The organism is Citrobacter sp. MGH110, from assembly GCF_001037515.1.
Classification (GTDB): domain Bacteria; phylum Pseudomonadota; class Gammaproteobacteria; order Enterobacterales; family Enterobacteriaceae; genus Citrobacter; species Citrobacter portucalensis.
The window spans coordinates 2,774,327-2,793,838 of sequence record NZ_KQ089830.1 but is presented as its reverse complement, the minus strand read 5'-3'; the positions used below and the strand labels follow the sequence as shown (position 1 = coordinate 2,793,838).

The window sequence follows — 19,512 nt, the reverse complement described above, 5'->3', positions numbered from 1 at the left end:
GGGTATGGTCTGACTGAAACAAGCTTTCAAGGATTCGTAACGTGATCAACGATATCAGAAAAGATGCTGAAGTACGCATGGACAAATGCGTCGAAGCGTTCAAAAACCAAATCAGCAAAATTCGCACGGGTCGTGCTTCTCCTAGCCTGCTGGATGGTATTGTCGTGGAATATTACGGCACGCCGACTCCGCTGCGCCAGCTGGCAAGCGTAACGGTTGAAGATTCCCGTACCCTGAAAATCAACGTATTTGACCGTTCTATGGGTCCAGCCGTTGAGAAAGCAATCATGGCTTCCGACCTCGGTCTGAATCCAAGCTCTGCGGGCTCTGACATCCGCGTTCCGCTGCCGCCGCTGACCGAAGAACGTCGTAAAGATCTGACCAAGATCGTACGTGGTGAAGCTGAAGGCGCGCGTGTTGCGGTACGTAACGTACGCCGCGATGCAAACGACAAAGTGAAAGCGTTGTTGAAAGAAAAAGAGATCAGCGAAGATGACGATCGCCGTTCTCAGGACGACGTACAGAAACTGACTGACGCAGCAATCAAAAAAGTTGATGCGGCGCTGGCAGAGAAAGAAGCAGAACTGATGCAGTTCTGATTCGCCTGTACGCTAAAAACGCCGCTTAGAAGGCCTGAGAAGGCTGGATGGCGGCGTTTTGCTTTTTTCTGTCTACATACTCTAAATAATTCAAGTTGCAGGAAGGCGGTGACGCCAAAGGCCGATTAAAGCCAACGTACATGCAACTTGAAGTATGGCGAGTAAAATTCTTCTGGATGTCCGATGAAGCAATTAACCATCCTGGGATCAACCGGTTCCATTGGTTGCAGTACGCTGGATGTAGTACGCCATAACCCGGAAAAATTTCGTGTTGCTGCATTGGTGGCGGGTAAAAATGTTGCCCGTATGGTAGAGCAATGCCTGGAGTTTGCGCCTCGCTATGCGGTAATGGATGATGAAAAAAGCGCGGCACAGGTAAAAGCTGCTCTTTTGGCACAGGGTAGCCATACCGAGGTGATGAGCGGGCAGCAGGCTGCCTGTGATATGGCTGCGCTGGATGATGTTGATCAGGTCATGGCGGCGATTGTCGGCGCAGCGGGTTTGCTGCCGACGCTGGCGGCAATTCGTGCGAGCAAAAGCATTTTGCTGGCGAATAAAGAATCCCTGGTGACCTGCGGTCGTCTGTTTATGGACGATGTGAAACGCCACAAAGCGCAGCTTTTGCCGGTAGATAGCGAGCATAACGCGATTTTTCAGAGTTTACCGCAACCTATCCAACACAATCTGGGATACGCTGACCTTGAGCAAAACGGCGTCATGTCAGTTCTGCTTACCGGGTCTGGTGGCCCATTCCGTGAAACGCCATTGCGCGATCTGGTCTCTATGACCCCCGATCAGGCATGCCGTCATCCGAATTGGTCGATGGGACGAAAAATCTCTGTCGATTCCGCCACCATGATGAACAAAGGTCTGGAATACATTGAAGCGCGTTGGTTATTTAATGCCAGCGCAAGCCAGATGGAAGTGCTGATTCATCCGCAGTCGGTTATTCATTCGATGGTCCGTTATCAGGATGGTAGTGTTCTGGCGCAGTTGGGTGAACCTGATATGCGTACACCTATTGCCCATACGATGGCATGGCCAGAACGTGTGACGTCCGGTGTTAAGCCTGTCGACTTTTGCAAACTCAGTGCGTTGACGTTTTCCGCACCTGATTACCAGCGTTATCCGTGCCTGAAACTGGCGATGGACGCGTTTGAGCAAGGTCAGGCGGCGACGACCGCACTCAATGCCGCGAATGAAATTACCGTTGCCGCATTCCTGGCGCAGCAGATCCGATTTACCGATATTGCCGATCTCAATTTATCTGTACTGGATAAGATGGATTTGCAGGAACCACAGAGTGTTGACGACGTGTTGAAGGTCGATGCCATCGCGCGGGAAGTCGCCAGAAAAGAAGTGATGCGACTCTCAAGCTGATGATAATCCCTCTACGGAGAATCGTGCTATTTGTTAGCGTTGGGCTTCAGTGATATAGTCTGCGCCACCCGATCGCGGGTATTTGCTTTTTTTCGGTCGGGTAAGCCGTGGTTTGACACGGCTTTTTTGTGGATAGGCTTCAGTATTCCTGAGTACCGTAAATCCTTTCAGGGACTAATAACGCGTTATGTTGTCTGCAACTAAACCATTAAGCGAAAATTTGCCAGCACATGGTTGTCGCCATGTCGCAATTATCATGGATGGCAATGGCCGCTGGGCGAAAAAGCAAGGGAAGATTCGCGCCTTTGGGCATAAGGCTGGAGCAAAATCCGTCCGCCGGGCTGTCTCTTTTGCTGCAAATAACGGTATTGATGCGTTAACGCTGTATGCCTTTAGCAGTGAGAACTGGAACCGACCTGCGCAGGAAGTGAGCGCGTTAATGGAACTGTTTGTGTGGGCACTTGATAGCGAAGTGAAAAACCTGCATCGCCATAACGTACGCCTGCGTATTATCGGGGATATCAGTCGATTTAACTCACGTTTGCAAGAACGGATTCGCAAATCAGAAGCGATTACCGCCCAGAATACCGGGTTGACGCTGAATATTGCAGCGAATTACGGTGGACGGTGGGATATTGTCCAGGGAGTCAGGCAACTGGCACAACAGGTGCAGGACGGTGTGCTGCATCCTGAGCAAATCGATGAAGAGATGCTTGGGCAGCAAATTTGTATGCATGAGCTGGCTCCTGTGGATTTAGTGATAAGGACTGGGGGAGAGCACCGAATTAGTAATTTTCTGTTGTGGCAAATTGCCTACGCCGAACTTTACTTTACCGATGTTCTCTGGCCCGATTTCGATGAACAAGACTTTGAAGGTGCGCTGCATGCCTTTGCTAATCGTGAGCGTCGTTTCGGCGGCACCGAACCCGGTGATGAAAAAGCCTGATGGGGGTCGCTTTTGCTGAAGTATCGCCTGATTTCTGCTTTTGTTTTAATACCCGTTGTCATCGCGGCGCTGTTTTTGCTGCCGCCGGTGGGGTTCGCCATTGTTACGTTGGTCGTCTGTATGTTGGCCGCCTGGGAATGGGGACAGTTAAGCGGTTTTACCACGCGTACGCAGCGAGTCTGGCTGGCGGTTTTGTGCGGGCTATTGCTGGCACTGATGCTATTTTTGCTGCCAGAGTACCATCGCGATATCCATCAACCGCTGGTTGAAGTATCGCTGTGGGCGTCGCTGGGCTGGTGGGTCGTAGCGCTGTTACTGGTATTGTTTTACCCAGGTTCTGCGTCGGTCTGGCGTAATTCCAAAACATTACGCATAATTTTCGGCGTGTTAACCATTGTCCCGTTCTTTTGGGGAATGCTGGCGCTACGTGCATGGCACTATGATGAGAATCATTATAGTGGCGCGCTATGGCTGCTGTATGTCATGATCCTCGTTTGGGGAGCGGACTCTGGTGCGTATATGTTTGGTAAGCTGTTTGGCAAACATAAGCTGGCACCGAAGGTTTCTCCTGGTAAAACCTGGCAGGGTTTTATTGGCGGACTCGCCACTGCGGCCGTGATCTCATGGGGTTATGGCATGTGGGCGAATCTTGAAGTTGCGCCTGTCACCTTGCTCATTTGCTCCATCGTTGCAGCCCTGGCCTCCGTGCTGGGTGACCTGACCGAGAGTATGTTTAAGCGTGAAGCAGGTATTAAGGACAGTGGTCACTTAATTCCAGGACACGGCGGTATTCTGGATCGTATTGATAGCCTGACGGCTGCGGTACCGGTCTTTGCCTGCCTGTTGTTACTGGTGTTCAGGACGCTCTAACGGATGGTCTTATGCTGAGTATTCTCTGGAATTTGGCTGCATTCATCATCGCACTTGGTGTGCTTATCACCGTGCATGAATTTGGTCATTTCTGGGTTGCGCGGCGCTGCGGAGTCCGCGTCGAACGCTTTTCCATTGGCTTTGGAAAAGCGCTTTGGCGGCGTACCGATAAATCAGGTACGGAATACGTCATCGCCATGATTCCCCTCGGCGGTTACGTCAAAATGCTGGATGAGCGCGCTGAACCGGTCGCACCGGAATTGCGCCATTACGCCTTCAACAATAAAACGGTTGGACAACGTGCTGCCATTATCGCCGCGGGTCCGATTGCAAACTTCCTTTTTGCTATTTTTGCTTATTGGCTGGTGTTTATCATTGGTGTCCCTGGCGTTCGTCCGGTTGTTGGTGAAATAACACCCAACTCGATTGCTGCACAGGCGCAAATTCAGCCGGGTACGGAACTAAAAGCGGTTGATGGCATCGAAACCCCTGATTGGGATGCCGTGCGATTGCAACTGGTATCCAAAATTGGCGATGAGCATACGACCCTCAGCGTGGCGCAATTTGGCAGTAACCAGCGACAGGACAAAACGCTGGATTTACGCCATTGGGCATTTGAGCCAGACAAAGAGGATCCTGTCTCTAGTTTGGGCATGCGTCCGCGTGGTCCGCAGATTGAACCGGTACTGTCAGAAGTGCAGGTTAACTCCGCTGCAAGTAAGGCAGGTTTGCAAGCTGGCGACAGGATCGTTAAAGTCAATGGTCAGTCGCTGACGCAATGGATGACGTTCGTGACGCTGGTGCGCGATAATCCGGATACGCCGTTAGCGCTAGATATTGAAAGACAAGGAAGTTCCTTGTCTTTAACGTTAACCCCAGATTCAAAACAGGTTAACGGTAAGGCAGAAGGGTTTGCGGGCGTGGTGCCTAAAGTTATTCCTCTGCCTGATGAGTATAAGACTGTACGCCAGTATGGGCCATTCAGCGCCATCCTCGAAGCCTCGGATAAAACGTGGCAGTTGATGAAGCTGACGGTCAGTATGCTGGGAAAATTGATTACCGGTGATGTAAAACTGAACAACCTCAGTGGGCCGATTTCTATCGCCCAGGGGGCTGGGATGTCAGCGGAGTTCGGGATTATTTATTACCTGATGTTCCTTGCGCTTATCAGCGTGAACTTAGGGATAATCAACCTGTTTCCGTTGCCCGTTCTTGACGGGGGGCATCTGCTGTTCCTGGCGATTGAAAAGCTGAAGGGCGGTCCGGTATCCGAGCGGGTTCAAGACTTTAGTTATCGCATTGGCTCTATCTTGCTGGTGTTGTTAATGGGGCTTGCACTTTTCAATGATTTCTCTCGGTTGTAAGAGAGTGTTAGGAAGAACGCATAATAACGATGGCGATGAAAAAGTTGCTCATAGCGTCGCTGCTGTTTAGCAGCGCCACCGTATACGGTGCTGAAGGGTTCGTAGTGAAGGACATTCATTTCGAAGGCCTACAGCGAGTCGCCGTTGGTGCGGCTCTCCTCAGTATGCCGGTGCGCACAGGCGACACGGTTAATGATGAAGACATCAGTAATACCATTCGTGCTCTGTTCGCCACCGGAAACTTTGAGGATGTCCGCGTCCTGCGCGATGGTGATACCCTTCTGGTTCAGGTAAAAGAACGTCCGACGATTGCCAGCATCACTTTCTCCGGTAACAAATCGGTGAAAGATGACATGCTGAAGCAAAACCTCGAGGCGTCTGGCGTGCGTGTTGGCGAGTCTCTGGATCGCACCACGCTTGCCGATATCGAAAAGGGCCTGGAAGATTTCTACTATAGCGTCGGTAAGTACAGCGCCAGTGTGAAAGCGGTGGTGACGCCGTTGCCGCGTAACCGCGTTGACCTCAAGCTGGTCTTCCAGGAAGGTGTTTCGGCGAAGATCCAACAGATCAATATCGTCGGCAACCATGCCTTCTCGACTGACGAACTTATCTCTCACTTCCAGTTGCGTGACGAAGTGCCGTGGTGGAACGTGGTGGGCGATCGTAAATACCAGAAACAGAAGCTGGCGGGCGACCTTGAAACCCTGCGTAGCTACTATCTGGATCGCGGTTATGCTCGCTTCAATATTGATTCCACTCAGGTCAGCCTGACGCCGGATAAAAAAGGCATCTACATCACCGTTAACATCACTGAAGGCGAGCAGTACAAGCTTTCTGGGGTTCAGGTGAGCGGTAACCTGGCCGGGCATTCCGCCGAAATTGAGACCCTGACGAAGATCGAGCCAGGTGAACTCTATAACGGCACCAAAGTGACCAAAATGGAAGATGACATCAAGAAGCTTCTGGGTCGCTATGGCTATGCCTATCCGCGCGTACAGTCGCAGCCTGAAATCAACGACGCTGACAAAACCGTTAAATTACGTGTAAACGTGGATGCGGGTAACCGTTTCTATGTGCGTAAGATCCGTTTTGAAGGTAACGACACTTCTAAAGACTCCGTTCTGCGTCGCGAAATGCGTCAGATGGAAGGCGCATGGTTGGGCAGCGATCTGGTCGACCAGGGTAAAGAGCGTCTGAACCGTCTGGGTTACTTTGAAACCGTTGATACCGATACTCAGCGTGTTCCGGGCAGCCCGGATCAGGTTGATGTGGTCTACAAGGTCAAAGAGCGTAACACCGGTAGCTTTAACTTCGGCGTCGGTTACGGTACCGAGAGCGGCGTGAGTTTCCAGGCTGGCGTTCAGCAAGATAACTGGTTAGGTACCGGTTATTCTGTCGGGATTAACGGTACCAAAAACGACTACCAGACCTATACTGAGTTGTCTGTCACTAACCCGTACTTCACCGTTGATGGTGTGAGCCTTGGTGGCCGCGTCTTCTATAACGACTTTGAAGCGGATGATGCAGACCTGTCCGACTATACCAACAAAAGTTATGGTACAGACGTGACGCTGGGCTTCCCGGTCAACGAATACAACACGTTGCGCGCGGGCCTGGGTTATGTACATAACAAACTGTCCAATATGCAGCCGCAGGTTGCGATGGATCGTTATCTTGAGTCAATGGGTGAGACCAATACCAACAGCTTTGCTGCTGATGACTTCACCTTTAACTATGGTTGGACATATAACAAGCTTGACCGCGGCTACTTCCCAACGGAAGGTACGCGCGTCAACCTGAACGGCAAAGTCACCATTCCGGGTTCTGACAACGAATACTATAAAGCGACGTTGGATACCGCGACCTATGTACCGATCGATGACGATCATAAGTGGGTAGTGTTAGGACGTACGAAGGTAGGCTATGGCGACGGTATTGGCAGTAAAGAAATGCCGTTCTACGAGAACTTCTATGCCGGTGGCTCCAGCACCGTGCGTGGCTTCCAGTCGAATACCATCGGTCCAAAAGCAGTCTATAAATCAGGGGCTTATGCAGGGGATCCTGACAGCTACGAAGAGTGTACCAATAAAGACGGTTCGTACTGTAAATCAGACGATGCGGTCGGTGGTAACGCCATGGCCGTAGCCAGCCTGGAATTTATTACCCCGACGCCGTTTATCAGCGATAAGTATGCTAACTCGGTCCGTACCTCCTTCTTCTGGGATATGGGTACCGTTTGGGATACTAACTGGCAGGATAGCGATCAAACTCGCGCTATTGGGGTTCCAGATTACGGTGATCCGAGCAATATCCGTATGTCTGCAGGTATCGCGTTACAATGGATGTCCCCATTGGGGCCGTTGGTTTTCTCCTACGCCCAGCCGTTCAAGAAGTACGATGGAGACAAAGCGGAACAGTTCCAGTTTAACATTGGTAAAACCTGGTAACTGTTCTTCGCAAAGGAATGTAGTGGTAGTGTAGCGATGACTTTAGGCGATCTTGCATGGGATCGCCTGGCCACGCAAAGAACTGCACCTTCGGGTGCAAATGGGATGGTAAGGAGTTAATTGTGAAAAAGTGGTTATTAGCTGCAGGTCTCGGTTTAGCGATGGCAACGTCCGCACAGGCTGCTGACAAAATTGCAATCGTCAATATGGGTAGCCTGTTCCAACAGGTTGCACAGAAGACGGGTGTTTCTGCTACGCTGGAAAACGAGTTCAAAGGCCGTGCCAGCGAACTGCAGCGTATGGAATCCGATCTGCAATCTAAAATGCAGCGTCTGCAATCAATGAAAGCAGGTAGCGATCGTACCAAGCTGGAAAAAGACGTCATGGCTCAGCGCCAGACTTTCTCTCAGAAAGCTCAGGCTTTCGAGCAGGATCGTGCACGTCGTTCCAACGAAGAACGTGGCAAACTGGTTACTCGTATCCAGACAGCTGTGAAATCTGTTGCCAGCAGCCAGAGCATTGATCTGGTCGTTGACGCAAACACCGTTGCATACAACAGCAGCGATGTAAAAGACATCACCGCTGACGTACTGAAACAGGTTAAATAAGTAATGCCTTCAATTCGACTGGCTGATTTAGCAGAGCAGTTGGATGCAGAATTACACGGTGATGGCGATATCGTCATCACCGGCGTAGCGTCCATGCAATCTGCGCAAACTGGCAATATCACGTTCATGGTGAATCCTAAATACCGTGAACACTTAGGCGTATGTCAGGCGTCTGCCGTTGTGATGACGCAGGACGATCTTCCTTTTGCTAAGAGTGCGGCGCTGGTAGTGAAGAATCCCTACCTGACCTATGCACGTATGGCGCAAATTTTAGATACCACGCCTCAGCCTGCACAGAACATTGCACCCAGTGCAGCGATCGATGCGACGGCGAAGCTGGGTAATAATGTCTCTGTGGGCGCAAATGCGGTCATTGAGTCTGGCGTAGAACTGGGCGATAACGTGGTTATCGGTGCAGGTTGCTTCGTCGGAAAAAATACCAAAATCGGTGCAGGTTCACGCTTGTGGGCGAATGTGACGATTTACCACGACATCCAGATCGGTGAAAATTGTCTGATCCAGTCCAGCACTGTCGTTGGATCTGATGGATTTGGTTACGCGAACGATCGTGGTAACTGGGTGAAGATCCCCCAGCTTGGTCGCGTGATTATCGGCGATCGCGTCGAGATCGGCGCTTGTACCACCATTGACCGTGGTGCTCTGGACGATACTGTGATCGGTAATGGTGTTATCATTGATAACCAGTGCCAGATTGCGCATAACGTTGTGATTGGCGACAATACGGCGGTAGCCGGTGGCGTCATTATGGCGGGTAGCCTGAAGATTGGCCGTTATTGCATGATTGGCGGTGCCAGCGTGATCAATGGGCATATGGAAATATGCGACAAAGTTACGGTAACTGGCATGGGTATGGTGATGCGTCCTATCACTGAACCTGGCGTCTACTCCTCAGGCATTCCGCTACAACCCAACAAGGTATGGCGTAAAACAGCTGCACTGGTGATGAATATTGATGATATGAGCAAGCGCCTCAAAGCGATTGAGCGCAAGGTTAATCAACAAGACTAAAGCACCGTTTTTGCATGTCTGACTTTTCGGCCTGTCCCATTCATACGATTGCGACAGGCCGTGTTATTATTGCCTTTTAGTATATTTTGACAGGAAGAGTATTTTGACTACTAACACTCATACTCTGCATATTGAAGAGATTTTAGAACTTCTGCCGCACCGTTTTCCGTTTCTGCTGGTTGACCGCGTGCTGGATTTTGAAGAAGGTCGTTTTCTGCGCGCAGTGAAAAATGTATCCGTTAACGAGCCTTTCTTTCAGGGCCACTTCCCGGGTAAACCTATTTTCCCTGGCGTATTGATTCTGGAAGCGATGGCACAGGCTACCGGTATCCTCGCGTTTAAAAGCGTAGGAAAACTGGAACCAGGCGAACTGTATTATTTCGCTGGTATTGATGAAGCACGCTTTAAGCGTCCTGTCGTGCCTGGCGATCAGATGATCATGGAAGTGACTTTCGAGAAAACGCGCCGTGGCCTGACCCGTTTTAAAGGGGTTGCGCTGGTCGACGGTAAAGTTGTGTGCGAAGCAACGATGATGTGTGCCCGTAGCCGGGAGGCCTGATACGTGATTGATAAATCCGCCTTTATTCACCCGACCGCCATTGTAGAAGAGGGCGCCAGCATTGGTGCCAATGCTCACATTGGCCCATTTTGTATTGTTGGACCCCATGTTGAAATTGGTGAGGGTACCGTACTGAAGTCTCACGTTGTCGTGAATGGCCATACAAAAATTGGTCGCGATAACGAGATCTATCAGTTTGCCTCCATCGGTGAAGTTAACCAGGATCTTAAATATGCTGGTGAACCGACCCGTGTGGAAATTGGCGATCGCAACCGCATCCGCGAAAGCGTCACCATTCATCGTGGCACAGTGCAGGGCGGTGGAGTGACGAAGGTGGGCAGCGATAACTTACTGATGATTAATGCGCACGTCGCGCATGATTGTACGGTAGGCAACCGCTGTATTCTGGCGAATAACGCCACGCTTGCCGGACATGTTTCGCTTGATGATTTTGTTATCATCGGCGGCATGACTGCGGTGCATCAGTTCTGCATCATCGGTGCACATGTGATGGTTGGCGGCTGTTCTGGTGTAGCCCAGGACGTGCCTCCGTACGTTATCGCCCAGGGCAACCACGCGACGCCGTTTGGCGTCAATATCGAAGGTCTGAAGCGTCGTGGATTCACCCGCGAAGCGATTACCGCGATTCGTAACGCCTACAAAGCGTTGTACCGTAGCGGTAAAACGCTGGAAGAAGTGAAACCAGAAATCGCGGAACTGGCGAAACAGTACCCCGAAGTTCAGGCTTTCAGCGACTTCTTTGAACGCTCAACGCGTGGCCTGATTCGTTAATGACTGAACAGCGTCCTTTAACGATTGCCCTCGTCGCCGGAGAAACCTCCGGCGATATTCTTGGTGCAGGGTTAATCCGTGCACTCAAGGCTCGCGTTCCCAATGCGCGTTTTGTTGGCGTGGCGGGTCCGCTGATGCAGGCCGAAGGTTGTGAAGCCTGGTACGAAATGGAAGAGCTGGCGGTCATGGGCATTGTTGAAGTGCTCGGACGCCTGCGCCGTTTACTGCATATTCGTGCCGACCTCACTCGCCGATTCACCGACTTAAAGCCGGATGTTTTCGTCGGCATTGATGCGCCTGATTTCAATATTACCCTCGAAGGGAACTTGAAAAAACAGGGCATTAAAACCATTCATTATGTCAGTCCGTCCGTCTGGGCGTGGCGACAGAAACGCGTTTTCAAAATAGGCAGATCCACCAACATGGTGCTGGCCTTTCTGCCTTTCGAAAAAGCGTTTTATGACAAATTTAACGTCCCGTGCCGCTTTATCGGTCATACCATGGCGGATGCCATGCCGTTGGACCCGGATAAAAATGCGGCACGTGATGTTCTGGGCATTCCTCATGACGCTCACTGCCTGGCGCTACTGCCAGGAAGCCGCGGTGCAGAAGTGGAGATGCTCAGCGCCGATTTTCTGAAAACGGCGCAGCTATTACGCCAGCATTATCCGGATCTCGAAGTGGTGGTGCCGTTGGTGAATGCCAAACGTCGCGAGCAGTTTGAACGCATTAAAGCGGAAGTTGCACCGGAGCTTTCTGTACATCTGCTCAATGGGATGGGACGTGAAGCAATGGTGGCCAGCGATGCCGCACTGCTGGCTTCAGGTACCGCCGCGCTGGAGTGTATGCTGGCAAAATGCCCGATGGTGGTTGGCTACCGTATGAAACCCTTCACCTTTTGGCTGGCGAAGCGCCTGGTGAAAACGGATTACGTTTCGCTACCTAACCTGCTGGCGGGAAGAGAACTGGTTAAAGAGCTGTTGCAGGAAGAGTGTGAACCGCAGGCGCTGTCGCAAGCGCTGTTGCCATTGCTGGCAAATGGTAAAACCAGCCATGCGATGCATGACACATTCCGTGAACTGCACCAGCAGATCCGTTGCAATGCTGATGAGCAGGCGGCGGATGCGGTCCTGGAGTTAGCGCAATGATTGAATTTGTGTATCCGCATACGCATTTAGTGGCGGGTGTGGATGAAGTCGGGCGCGGCCCTTTGGTTGGCGCAGTCGTCACTGCTGCCGTCATTCTGGATCCGGCTCGCCCTATTATCGGTCTTAACGACTCAAAAAAACTGTCAGAAAAACGTCGCCTGGCGCTGTTTGATGAAATTAAAGAAAAAGCGTTAAGCTGGAGCCTGGGTCGGGCGGAACCGCATGAAATCGACGAGCTGAACATTTTGCATGCCACCATGCTGGCCATGCAGCGTGCGGTTGCGGGTCTGCATATTGCGCCTGAATACGTGCTGATTGACGGCAATCGTTGCCCGGCATTACCGGTACCGTCGATGGCGGTGGTCAAAGGTGATAGCCGCGTGGCGGAGATTAGCGCCGCATCGATTCTGGCAAAAGTGACCCGTGACGCTGAAATGGCGGCGCTGGATACGGTTTTTCCACAGTATGGTTTTGCAAAGCACAAAGGCTATCCAACCGCATTTCATCTGGAAAAATTGGCACTGCATGGTGCAACTGAGCACCATCGCCGCAGCTTTGGCCCCGTCAAACGCGCACTGGGACTCTCGTCCTGATTCTTGTGTCGAAGGAATCTGAAGATGTCTGAACCACGTTTCGTCCACCTTCGGGTGCACAGCGACTACTCCATGATCGATGGGCTGGCGAAAACCGGGCCGCTGGTGAAAAAGGCGGCCGCGTTAGGCATGCCTGCGCTGGCGATCACCGATTTTACCAACCTGTGTGGTCTGGTGAAGTTTTACGGAGCGGGCCACGGCGCGGGTATCAAGCCGATAGTTGGCGCAGATTTTCATGTCCGCAGTGAGCTGTTGGGCGATGAACTCACGCAGCTCACCGTGCTGGCCGCAAATAATACCGGCTATCAGAACCTGACGTTGTTGATTTCGAAAGCCTATCAGCGAGGCTATGGCGCAGAAGGACCGGTTATCGACCGGGACTGGTTGGTCGAGCTAAAAGAAGGTTTGATTTTGCTCTCCGGCGGTCGCATGGGCGATGTCGGACGCAGCCTGCTGCGCGGCAATAGCGCACTGGTTGACGAGTGCGTGGCGTTTTACGAAGAACATTTTCCCAATTGCTATTTCCTCGAACTGATTCGCACCGGCAGGCAAGATGAAGAAAATTATCTGCATGCAGCCGTAGCACTGGCCGAAACGCGTGGTCTACCGGTGGTAGCGACTAACGATGTCCGCTTCCTTGAAACCGGAGATTTCGATGCGCATGAAATCCGCGTGGCAATCCACGACGGGTTTACCCTTGATGACCCGAAACGCCCGCGCAACTATTCGCCGCAGCAGTACATGCGCAGCGAAGATGAGATGTGCGAGCTGTTCTCGGATATTCCGGAAGCGCTGCAAAACACCGTCGAGATAGCCAAACGCTGCAACGTGACGGTGCGTCTGGGCGAATACTTCCTGCCGCAGTTCCCGACCGGCGATATGACCACAGAGGATTTCCTCGTGGCGAAATCACGCGAAGGGCTGGAAGAACGTCTCGAATTTTTGTTCCCTGACCCTGAAGTTCGTGCGCAGAAGCGCCCGCCTTACGATGAACGTCTGGAAGTTGAACTTAAAGTTATCAACCAGATGGGATTCCCAGGCTACTTCCTGATCGTTATGGAATTTATCCAGTGGTCGAAAGATAACGGCGTACCGGTAGGCCCGGGACGTGGTTCCGGCGCTGGCTCACTTGTCGCCTATGCGCTGAAAATTACCGATCTCGATCCGCTGGAATTTGACCTGCTGTTCGAACGTTTCCTTAACCCGGAACGTGTCTCAATGCCCGACTTCGACGTTGACTTCTGTATGGAGAAACGCGACCAGGTTATCGAGCACGTGGCGGAAATGTACGGTCGTGATGCGGTTTCGCAGATTATTACCTTTGGTACGATGGCTGCAAAAGCGGTTATCCGCGACGTGGGCCGCGTGCTGGGGCATCCGTACGGTTTCGTTGACCGTATTTCGAAACTGGTGCCGCCCGACCCGGGCATGACGCTGGCAAAAGCCTTTGAAGCCGAACCCCAACTGCCGGAAATCTATGAGGCAGATGAAGAGGTTAAAGCGCTGATCGATATGGCGCGTAAGCTGGAAGGCGTCACGCGTAACGCCGGTAAGCACGCCGGTGGTGTGGTTATCGCACCGACAAAAATTACTGATTTTGCGCCTTTGTACTGCGATGAGCAGGGGCTGCACCCGGTTACTCAGTTTGATAAGAACGACGTGGAATATGCCGGTCTTGTGAAGTTCGACTTCCTCGGCCTGCGTACGCTCACCATCATCAACTGGGCGCTGGAAATGATCAACGCGCGCCGTGAAAAGAACGGTGAGCCACCGCTGGATATTGCGGCTATCCCGCTGGATGACAAGAAAAGCTTCGATATGCTGCAACGCTCGGAGACCACGGCGGTCTTCCAGCTTGAATCCCGCGGTATGAAAGACCTGATCAAACGTCTGCAGCCTGACTGCTTCGAAGACATGATCGCACTGGTGGCTCTGTTCCGCCCAGGTCCGCTACAGTCGGGGATGGTAGATAACTTTATCGACCGTAAGCATGGTCGCGAAGAGATTTCCTACCCGGACGTACAATGGCAGCATGAGTGTCTGAAACCGGTACTGGAGCCGACCTACGGCATTATCCTGTATCAGGAACAGGTTATGCAGATTGCCCAGGAGTTGTCCGGGTACACCCTTGGCGGCGCGGATATGCTGCGTCGTGCGATGGGTAAGAAAAAGCCGGAAGAGATGGCTAAGCAGCGCGGCACCTTTGAAGAAGGGGCGAAAAAGCGCGGCGTAGACGGCGAACTGGCGATGAAAATCTTTGACCTGGTGGAGAAATTCGCCGGTTACGGATTTAACAAATCGCACTCCGCAGCCTATGCGCTCGTCTCTTACCAGACGCTGTGGCTGAAGGCGCATTATCCTGCTGAGTTTATGGCGGCGGTAATGACCGCCGATATGGATAACACTGAGAAAGTGGTCGGGCTGGTAGATGAATGCTGGCGTATGGGGCTCAAAATCCTACCGCCGGATATCAACTCCGGGCTTTACCATTTTCACGTGAATGATGATGGCGAGATTGTTTATGGCATCGGCGCGATAAAAGGCGTGGGTGAAGGACCAATTGAAGCTATTATTGAGGCGCGTAACGAAGGCGGTTACTTCCGTGAGCTGTTTGATCTCTGTGCGCGCACGGATATCAAAAAACTTAACCGCCGGGTGCTGGAAAAGCTAATTATGTCTGGGGCGTTTGATCGCCTTGGTCCGCATCGCGCGGCGTTGATGAATTCGCTCAACGATGCGCTAAAAGCCGCCGATCAGCATGCAAAAGCCGAAGCCATCGGTCAGGCCGATATGTTTGGCGTGCTGGCGGAAGAACCGGAGCAAATTGAACAATCCTATGCCAGTTGCCAACCGTGGCCGGAGCAGGTGGTATTAGATGGTGAGCGTGAAACGTTGGGGCTTTACCTGACGGGACACCCCATCAACCAGTATTTAAAAGAAATTGAGCGCTATGTCGGAGGCTACAGGCTGAAAGACATGCATCCGACAGAACGTGGTAAAGTCACCACGGCTGCGGGGCTCGTCATTGCTGCGCGGGTAATGGTCACCAAGCGCGGCAATCGTATCGGCATCTGTACACTGGATGACCGTTCCGGACGTCTGGAAGTTATGTTGTTTACCGATGCTCTGGATAAATACCAGCAATTGCTGGAAAAAGACCGCATACTTATCGTCAGCGGACAGGTCAGCTTTGATGACTTCAGCGGCGGGCTTAAAATGATGGCCCGTGAAGTCATGGATATTGACGAAGCCCGGGAAAAATATGCTCGCGGGCTTGCTATCTCGCTGACGGACAGGCAAATTGATGACCAGCTTTTAAACCGACTCCGTCAGTCTCTGGAACCCCACCGCTCGGGGACAATTCCAGTACATCTCTACTATCAGAGGGCGGATGCACGTGCGCGGTTGCGTTTTGGCGCGACGTGGCGTGTCTCTCCGAGCGATCGTTTGCTAAACGATCTCCGTGGCCTTATTGGTTCGGAGCAGGTGGAACTGGAGTTTGACTAATACAGGAATACTATGAGTCTGAATTTCCTTGATTTTGAACAGCCGATTGCAGAGCTGGAAGCAAAAATCGATTCTTTGACTGCGGTTAGCCGTCAGGATGAGAAACTGGATATTAACATCGATGAAGAAGTGCATCGCCTGCGTGAAAAAAGCGTAGAACTGACGCGTAAAATCTTCGCCGATCTTGGCGCATGGCAGGTAGCCCAACTGGCGCGCCATCCACAGCGTCCGTACACCCTGGATTATGTCCGCCTGGCGTTTGATGAATTTGATGAGCTGGCGGGCGATCGTGCCTATGCGGATGATAAAGCTATTGTCGGCGGTATCGCGCGTCTGGATGGCCGTCCGGTGATGATCATTGGTCATCAGAAAGGCCGTGAGACCAAAGAAAAGATTCGCCGTAATTTCGGCATGCCAGCGCCGGAAGGCTATCGCAAAGCGCTGCGTCTGATGGAAATGGCCGAGCGTTTCAACATGCCGATCATTACCTTCATCGACACCCCAGGGGCTTACCCGGGCGTGGGCGCGGAAGAGCGTGGTCAGTCAGAAGCGATCGCGCGCAACCTGCGTGAAATGTCGCGTCTGAGCGTACCGGTAATCTGCACCGTTATCGGTGAAGGTGGTTCCGGTGGCGCGCTGGCGATCGGTGTAGGCGATAAAGTGAATATGCTGCAATACAGCACCTATTCCGTTATCTCCCCGGAAGGTTGTGCTTCAATTCTGTGGAAAAGCGCCGACAAAGCACCGCTGGCCGCAGAAGCGATGGGAATTGTTGCCCCGCGTCTGAAAGAGCTGAAGCTTATCGACTCTATCATTCCGGAACCGTTAGGCGGCGCACACCGCAATCCGGAAGTGATGGCTGCGTCCCTGAAAGCACAGCTGCTGGCCGATCTCGCCGATCTCGACGTGTTAAGCAAAGACGATCTGAAAAACCGTCGTTACCAGCGTCTGATGAGCTACGGTTACGCGTAAACTGCATTAATTCCGAAAAGGGCCACAACGTTGTGGCCCTTTTTTTTACCTGTGGTTTGGCCAGGCTATGATTAACTAAGGTTTTTCCAGGAGGAACGCATGAATATCATTGCCATCATGGGACCGCATGGCGTCTTTTATAAAGATGAGCCCATCAAGGAACTTGAACGTGCGCTGCAACAGCAGGGATTTCAGATTATCTGGCCGCAGAATAGCGTTGACCTGCTGAAGTTTATCGAACACAACCCGCGAATTTGCGGCGTCATTTTTGACTGGGATGAATATAGCCTGGAGCTGTGTAGTGACATCAACCAGCTCAACGAGTATCTCCCGCTCTACGCCTTTATTAATACCCATTCGACGATGGATGTCAGTGCGCACGACCTGCGCATGGCGCTGTGGTTTTTTGAGTATGCGCTGGGTCAGTCTGAAGACATTGCCACCCGCATTCGCCAGTACACCAGCGAATACCTCGATAACATCACGCCTCCGTTCACCAAGGCGCTGTTTACCTATGTGAAGGAAGGAAAGTATACCTTCTGTACGCCCGGGCACATGGCGGGTACGGCGTACCAGAAAAGCCCGGTCGGCTGCCTGTTCTATGATTTCTTTGGCGGCAATACGCTGAAAGCCGACGTGTCCATTTCCGTAACCGAACTGGGTTCATTGCTTGATCATACCGGACCACACCTCGAAGCGGAGGAGTACATCGCGCGTACTTTTGGTGCCGAACAGAGCTATATGGTGACCAACGGCACCTCGACATCGAACAAGATTGTCGGCATGTATGCTGCGCCTGCAGGCAGTACGTTACTGATTGACCGCAACTGCCATAAGTCGCTGGCGCATTTGCTGATGATGAGCGATGTGGTGCCAATCTGGCTGAAGCCTACGCGTAACGCGTTGGGGATCCTCGGCGGTATACCCCGTCGGGAATTTACCCGTGCAAGTATTGAACGCAAGGTAGAAGAGACGACTCAGGCGCAATGGCCGGTACACGCGGTGATCACCAACTCCACCTATGACGGGCTGCTTTATAACACCAACTGGATCAAGCAAACCCTGGATGTGTCCTCCATCCATTTTGATTCAGCCTGGGTGCCGTATACCCATTTTCATCCGATCTATCAGGGGAAAAGCGGGATGAGCGGCGAACGGGTACCGGGAAAGGTGATATTTGAAACCCAGTCCACCCACAAGATGCTGGCGGCGTTGTCACAGGCTTCGCTGATCCACATTAAGGGTGACTATGATGAAGACACGTTCAACGAAGCCTTTATGATGCACACCTCCACGTCTCCGAGCTATCCGATTGTGGCGTCGATAGAAACGGCGGCGGCAATGCTGCGTGGTAATTCCGGCAAGCGGTTAATCAATCGTTCGGTGGAACGGGCGCTGCATTTCCGTAAAGAAGTGCAGCGTCTGCGCGAAGAGTCGGATGGCTGGTTCTTTGATATCTGGCAGCCGGAAAAGGTCGATGAAGCAGAATGTTGGCCGGTAGCGCCAGGTGAAGACTGGCACGGATTTGTTGATGCTGATGCCGACCACATGTTCCTCGACCCGGTGAAGGTCACGATTCTGACGCCGGGAATGGATGAACAGGGAAATATGAGCGAAGAGGGGATCCCCGCGGCGCTGGTGGCGAAATTCCTTGATGAACGCGGCGTCGTCGTCGAAAAAACGGGACCGTATAACCTGTTGTTCCTGTTCAGTATTGGCATAGATAAGACCCGGGCGATGGGGCTGCTACGTGGCCTGACGGAATTTAAGCGCTCGTACGATCTGAATTTACGCGTGAAAAATATGCTGCCGGATCTGTATGCTGAAGATCCCGATTTCTATCGCAATATGCGTATTCAGGATCTGGCACAGGGGATCCATAAGCTGATCCGCCAGCACGATCTCTCCGGACTGATGCTGCGGGCATTTGATACCTTGCCGGAAATGAAAATGACACCGCACCAGGCCTGGCAGCGGCAGATCAAAGGTGAGGTGGAAACCGTGGCGCTTGATCAACTGGTAGGACGCGTGTCCGCCAATATGATCCTGCCTTATCCTCCAGGCGTGCCGCTCTTGATGCCCGGGGAAATGATCACTGCCAAAAGCCGGGCTGTCCTCGATTTTCTTCTGATGCTGTGTTCAGTGGGGCAGCGCTACCCGGGATTTGAAACCGATATCCATGGCGCTAAACTGGGCGAGGATGGCGTGTATCGCGTGAGAGTCTTAAAAATGGCATAACGACTTGCCTGACCCTAAGACGTACGAGTAACGTTCTGACAGAAAAATGAAAGAGGCGATGACGCTATGCTGGGATTAAAACAGGTTCACCATATTGCCATTATTGCGACGGACTACGCGGCAAGTAAGGCATTTTACTGCGATGTGCTTGGCTTTACACTGATGAGCGAAGCCTATAGGGAAGAGAGAGACTCGTGGAAAGGCGATCTGGCATTGAACGGCCAGTATGTGATTGAGCTTTTTTCTTTCCCGTTTCCACCTTGCCGTCCGAGCCGACCGGAAGCCTGCGGTTTGCGTCATCTGGCGTTCAGCGTGGAGGATGTGGAAAAGTCGATCGCGCATCTGGAAGCACACCACGTGAAGTGTGAATCCATACGTATCGATCCATTTACCGGTAAACGCTTTACGTTTTTCAACGATCCGGACGGATTGCCCCTCGAACTGTACGAGCTGTAAGGCT

At 52.2% G+C, this 19,512-nt stretch carries 16 protein-coding genes; all 16 read left to right on the top strand.

Annotation, left to right across the window (positions count from 1 at the left end):
- Positions 1–41 precede the first annotated feature (41 nt).
- The 16 genes from frr to SK38_RS13185 all read left to right on the top strand — a co-directional run bounded on the left by frr (position 42) and on the right by SK38_RS13185 (position 19,508).
- Complete coding sequence (gene frr / locus SK38_RS13260) at positions 42–599, top strand: ribosome recycling factor (RefSeq protein ID WP_003018547.1); 558 nt, start codon at positions 42–44, stop codon at positions 597–599.
- A gap of 183 nt (positions 600–782) precedes the next feature.
- Positions 783–1,979 carry a 1-deoxy-D-xylulose-5-phosphate reductoisomerase gene (gene ispC, locus SK38_RS13255; protein WP_048236101.1) on the top strand — a complete coding sequence of 399 codons (1,197 nt, stop codon included), beginning with the start codon at positions 783–785 and terminating at the stop codon, positions 1,977–1,979.
- A 187-nt stretch (positions 1,980–2,166) separates the two neighbouring features.
- Positions 2,167–2,925 (top strand): (2E,6E)-farnesyl-diphosphate-specific ditrans,polycis-undecaprenyl-diphosphate synthase, encoded by a 759-nt coding sequence (gene ispU / locus SK38_RS13250; protein ID WP_008786266.1) that lies wholly within the window; start codon positions 2,167–2,169, stop codon positions 2,923–2,925.
- A gap of 12 nt (positions 2,926–2,937) precedes the next feature.
- On the top strand, positions 2,938–3,795 hold the full coding sequence (cdsA, locus tag SK38_RS13245; RefSeq protein ID WP_003829174.1) for a phosphatidate cytidylyltransferase: 858 nt from the start codon (positions 2,938–2,940) through the stop codon (positions 3,793–3,795).
- Between the two features lie 11 nt (positions 3,796–3,806).
- Complete coding sequence (gene rseP / locus SK38_RS13240; RefSeq protein WP_003829173.1) at positions 3,807–5,159, top strand: sigma E protease regulator RseP; 1,353 nt, start codon at positions 3,807–3,809, stop codon at positions 5,157–5,159.
- 29 nt (positions 5,160–5,188) lie between these two features.
- Positions 5,189–7,606, top strand: coding sequence for an outer membrane protein assembly factor BamA (bamA, locus tag SK38_RS13235; protein WP_048236100.1), 2,418 nt, complete (start codon positions 5,189–5,191; stop codon positions 7,604–7,606).
- 122 nt (positions 7,607–7,728) lie between these two features.
- The gene (gene skp / locus SK38_RS13230; protein WP_003018533.1) at positions 7,729–8,214 is read left to right on the top strand and encodes a molecular chaperone Skp; all 486 of its coding nucleotides are present in this window, start codon (positions 7,729–7,731) and stop codon (positions 8,212–8,214) included.
- 3 nt (positions 8,215–8,217) lie between these two features.
- Positions 8,218–9,243 (top strand): UDP-3-O-(3-hydroxymyristoyl)glucosamine N-acyltransferase, encoded by a 1,026-nt coding sequence (gene lpxD / locus SK38_RS13225; RefSeq protein WP_006686790.1) that lies wholly within the window; start codon positions 8,218–8,220, stop codon positions 9,241–9,243.
- 103 nt (positions 9,244–9,346) lie between these two features.
- Positions 9,347–9,802 carry a 3-hydroxyacyl-ACP dehydratase FabZ gene (gene fabZ, locus SK38_RS13220; protein WP_003018528.1) on the top strand — a complete coding sequence of 152 codons (456 nt, stop codon included), beginning with the start codon at positions 9,347–9,349 and terminating at the stop codon, positions 9,800–9,802.
- 3 nt (positions 9,803–9,805) lie between these two features.
- Positions 9,806–10,594 (top strand): acyl-ACP--UDP-N-acetylglucosamine O-acyltransferase, encoded by a 789-nt coding sequence (gene lpxA / locus SK38_RS13215; protein ID WP_003018525.1) that lies wholly within the window; start codon positions 9,806–9,808, stop codon positions 10,592–10,594.
- Positions 10,594–11,742, top strand: a complete 1,149-nt coding sequence (gene lpxB, locus SK38_RS13210) for a lipid-A-disaccharide synthase (protein WP_003829168.1) — start codon at positions 10,594–10,596, stop codon at positions 11,740–11,742. The genes lpxA and lpxB overlap by 1 nt, the downstream gene beginning before the upstream one ends.
- Entirely contained in the window at positions 11,739–12,335 is a 597-nt protein-coding gene (gene rnhB, locus SK38_RS13205) for a ribonuclease HII (RefSeq protein WP_048236099.1), read from the top strand. The genes lpxB and rnhB overlap by 4 nt, the downstream gene beginning before the upstream one ends.
- Before the next feature lie 24 nt (positions 12,336–12,359).
- A complete protein-coding gene (gene dnaE / locus SK38_RS13200; RefSeq protein WP_008786271.1) occupies positions 12,360–15,842 on the top strand; it encodes a DNA polymerase III subunit alpha in 3,483 nt (1,160 codons plus the stop codon).
- Between the two features lie 12 nt (positions 15,843–15,854).
- Positions 15,855–16,814, top strand: coding sequence for an acetyl-CoA carboxylase carboxyl transferase subunit alpha (gene accA, locus SK38_RS13195; RefSeq protein ID WP_003829164.1), 960 nt, complete (start codon positions 15,855–15,857; stop codon positions 16,812–16,814).
- 99 nt (positions 16,815–16,913) lie between these two features.
- Entirely contained in the window at positions 16,914–19,052 is a 2,139-nt protein-coding gene (gene ldcC, locus SK38_RS13190; RefSeq protein ID WP_048236098.1) for a lysine decarboxylase LdcC, read from the top strand.
- A 66-nt stretch (positions 19,053–19,118) separates the two neighbouring features.
- Complete coding sequence (locus SK38_RS13185; protein ID WP_003829160.1) at positions 19,119–19,508, top strand: VOC family protein; 390 nt, start codon at positions 19,119–19,121, stop codon at positions 19,506–19,508.
- Positions 19,509–19,512 lie beyond the last annotated feature (4 nt).

Coding starts and splice junctions, on each gene's coding strand:
- ispC (WP_048236101.1), top strand. CDS start 783: ATGAAGCAATTAACCATCCTGGGATCAACCGGTTCCATTGGTTGCAGT.
- ispU (WP_008786266.1), top strand. CDS start 2,167: ATGTTGTCTGCAACTAAACCATTAAGCGAAAATTTGCCAGCACATGGT.
- rseP (WP_003829173.1), top strand. CDS start 3,807: ATGCTGAGTATTCTCTGGAATTTGGCTGCATTCATCATCGCACTTGGT.
- bamA (WP_048236100.1), top strand. CDS start 5,189: ATGGCGATGAAAAAGTTGCTCATAGCGTCGCTGCTGTTTAGCAGCGCC.
- lpxD (WP_006686790.1), top strand. CDS start 8,218: ATGCCTTCAATTCGACTGGCTGATTTAGCAGAGCAGTTGGATGCAGAA.
- lpxB (WP_003829168.1), top strand. CDS start 10,594: ATGACTGAACAGCGTCCTTTAACGATTGCCCTCGTCGCCGGAGAAACC.
- rnhB (WP_048236099.1), top strand. CDS start 11,739: ATGATTGAATTTGTGTATCCGCATACGCATTTAGTGGCGGGTGTGGAT.
- dnaE (WP_008786271.1), top strand. CDS start 12,360: ATGTCTGAACCACGTTTCGTCCACCTTCGGGTGCACAGCGACTACTCC.
- accA (WP_003829164.1), top strand. CDS start 15,855: ATGAGTCTGAATTTCCTTGATTTTGAACAGCCGATTGCAGAGCTGGAA.
- ldcC (WP_048236098.1), top strand. CDS start 16,914: ATGAATATCATTGCCATCATGGGACCGCATGGCGTCTTTTATAAAGAT.
- SK38_RS13185 (WP_003829160.1), top strand. CDS start 19,119: ATGCTGGGATTAAAACAGGTTCACCATATTGCCATTATTGCGACGGAC.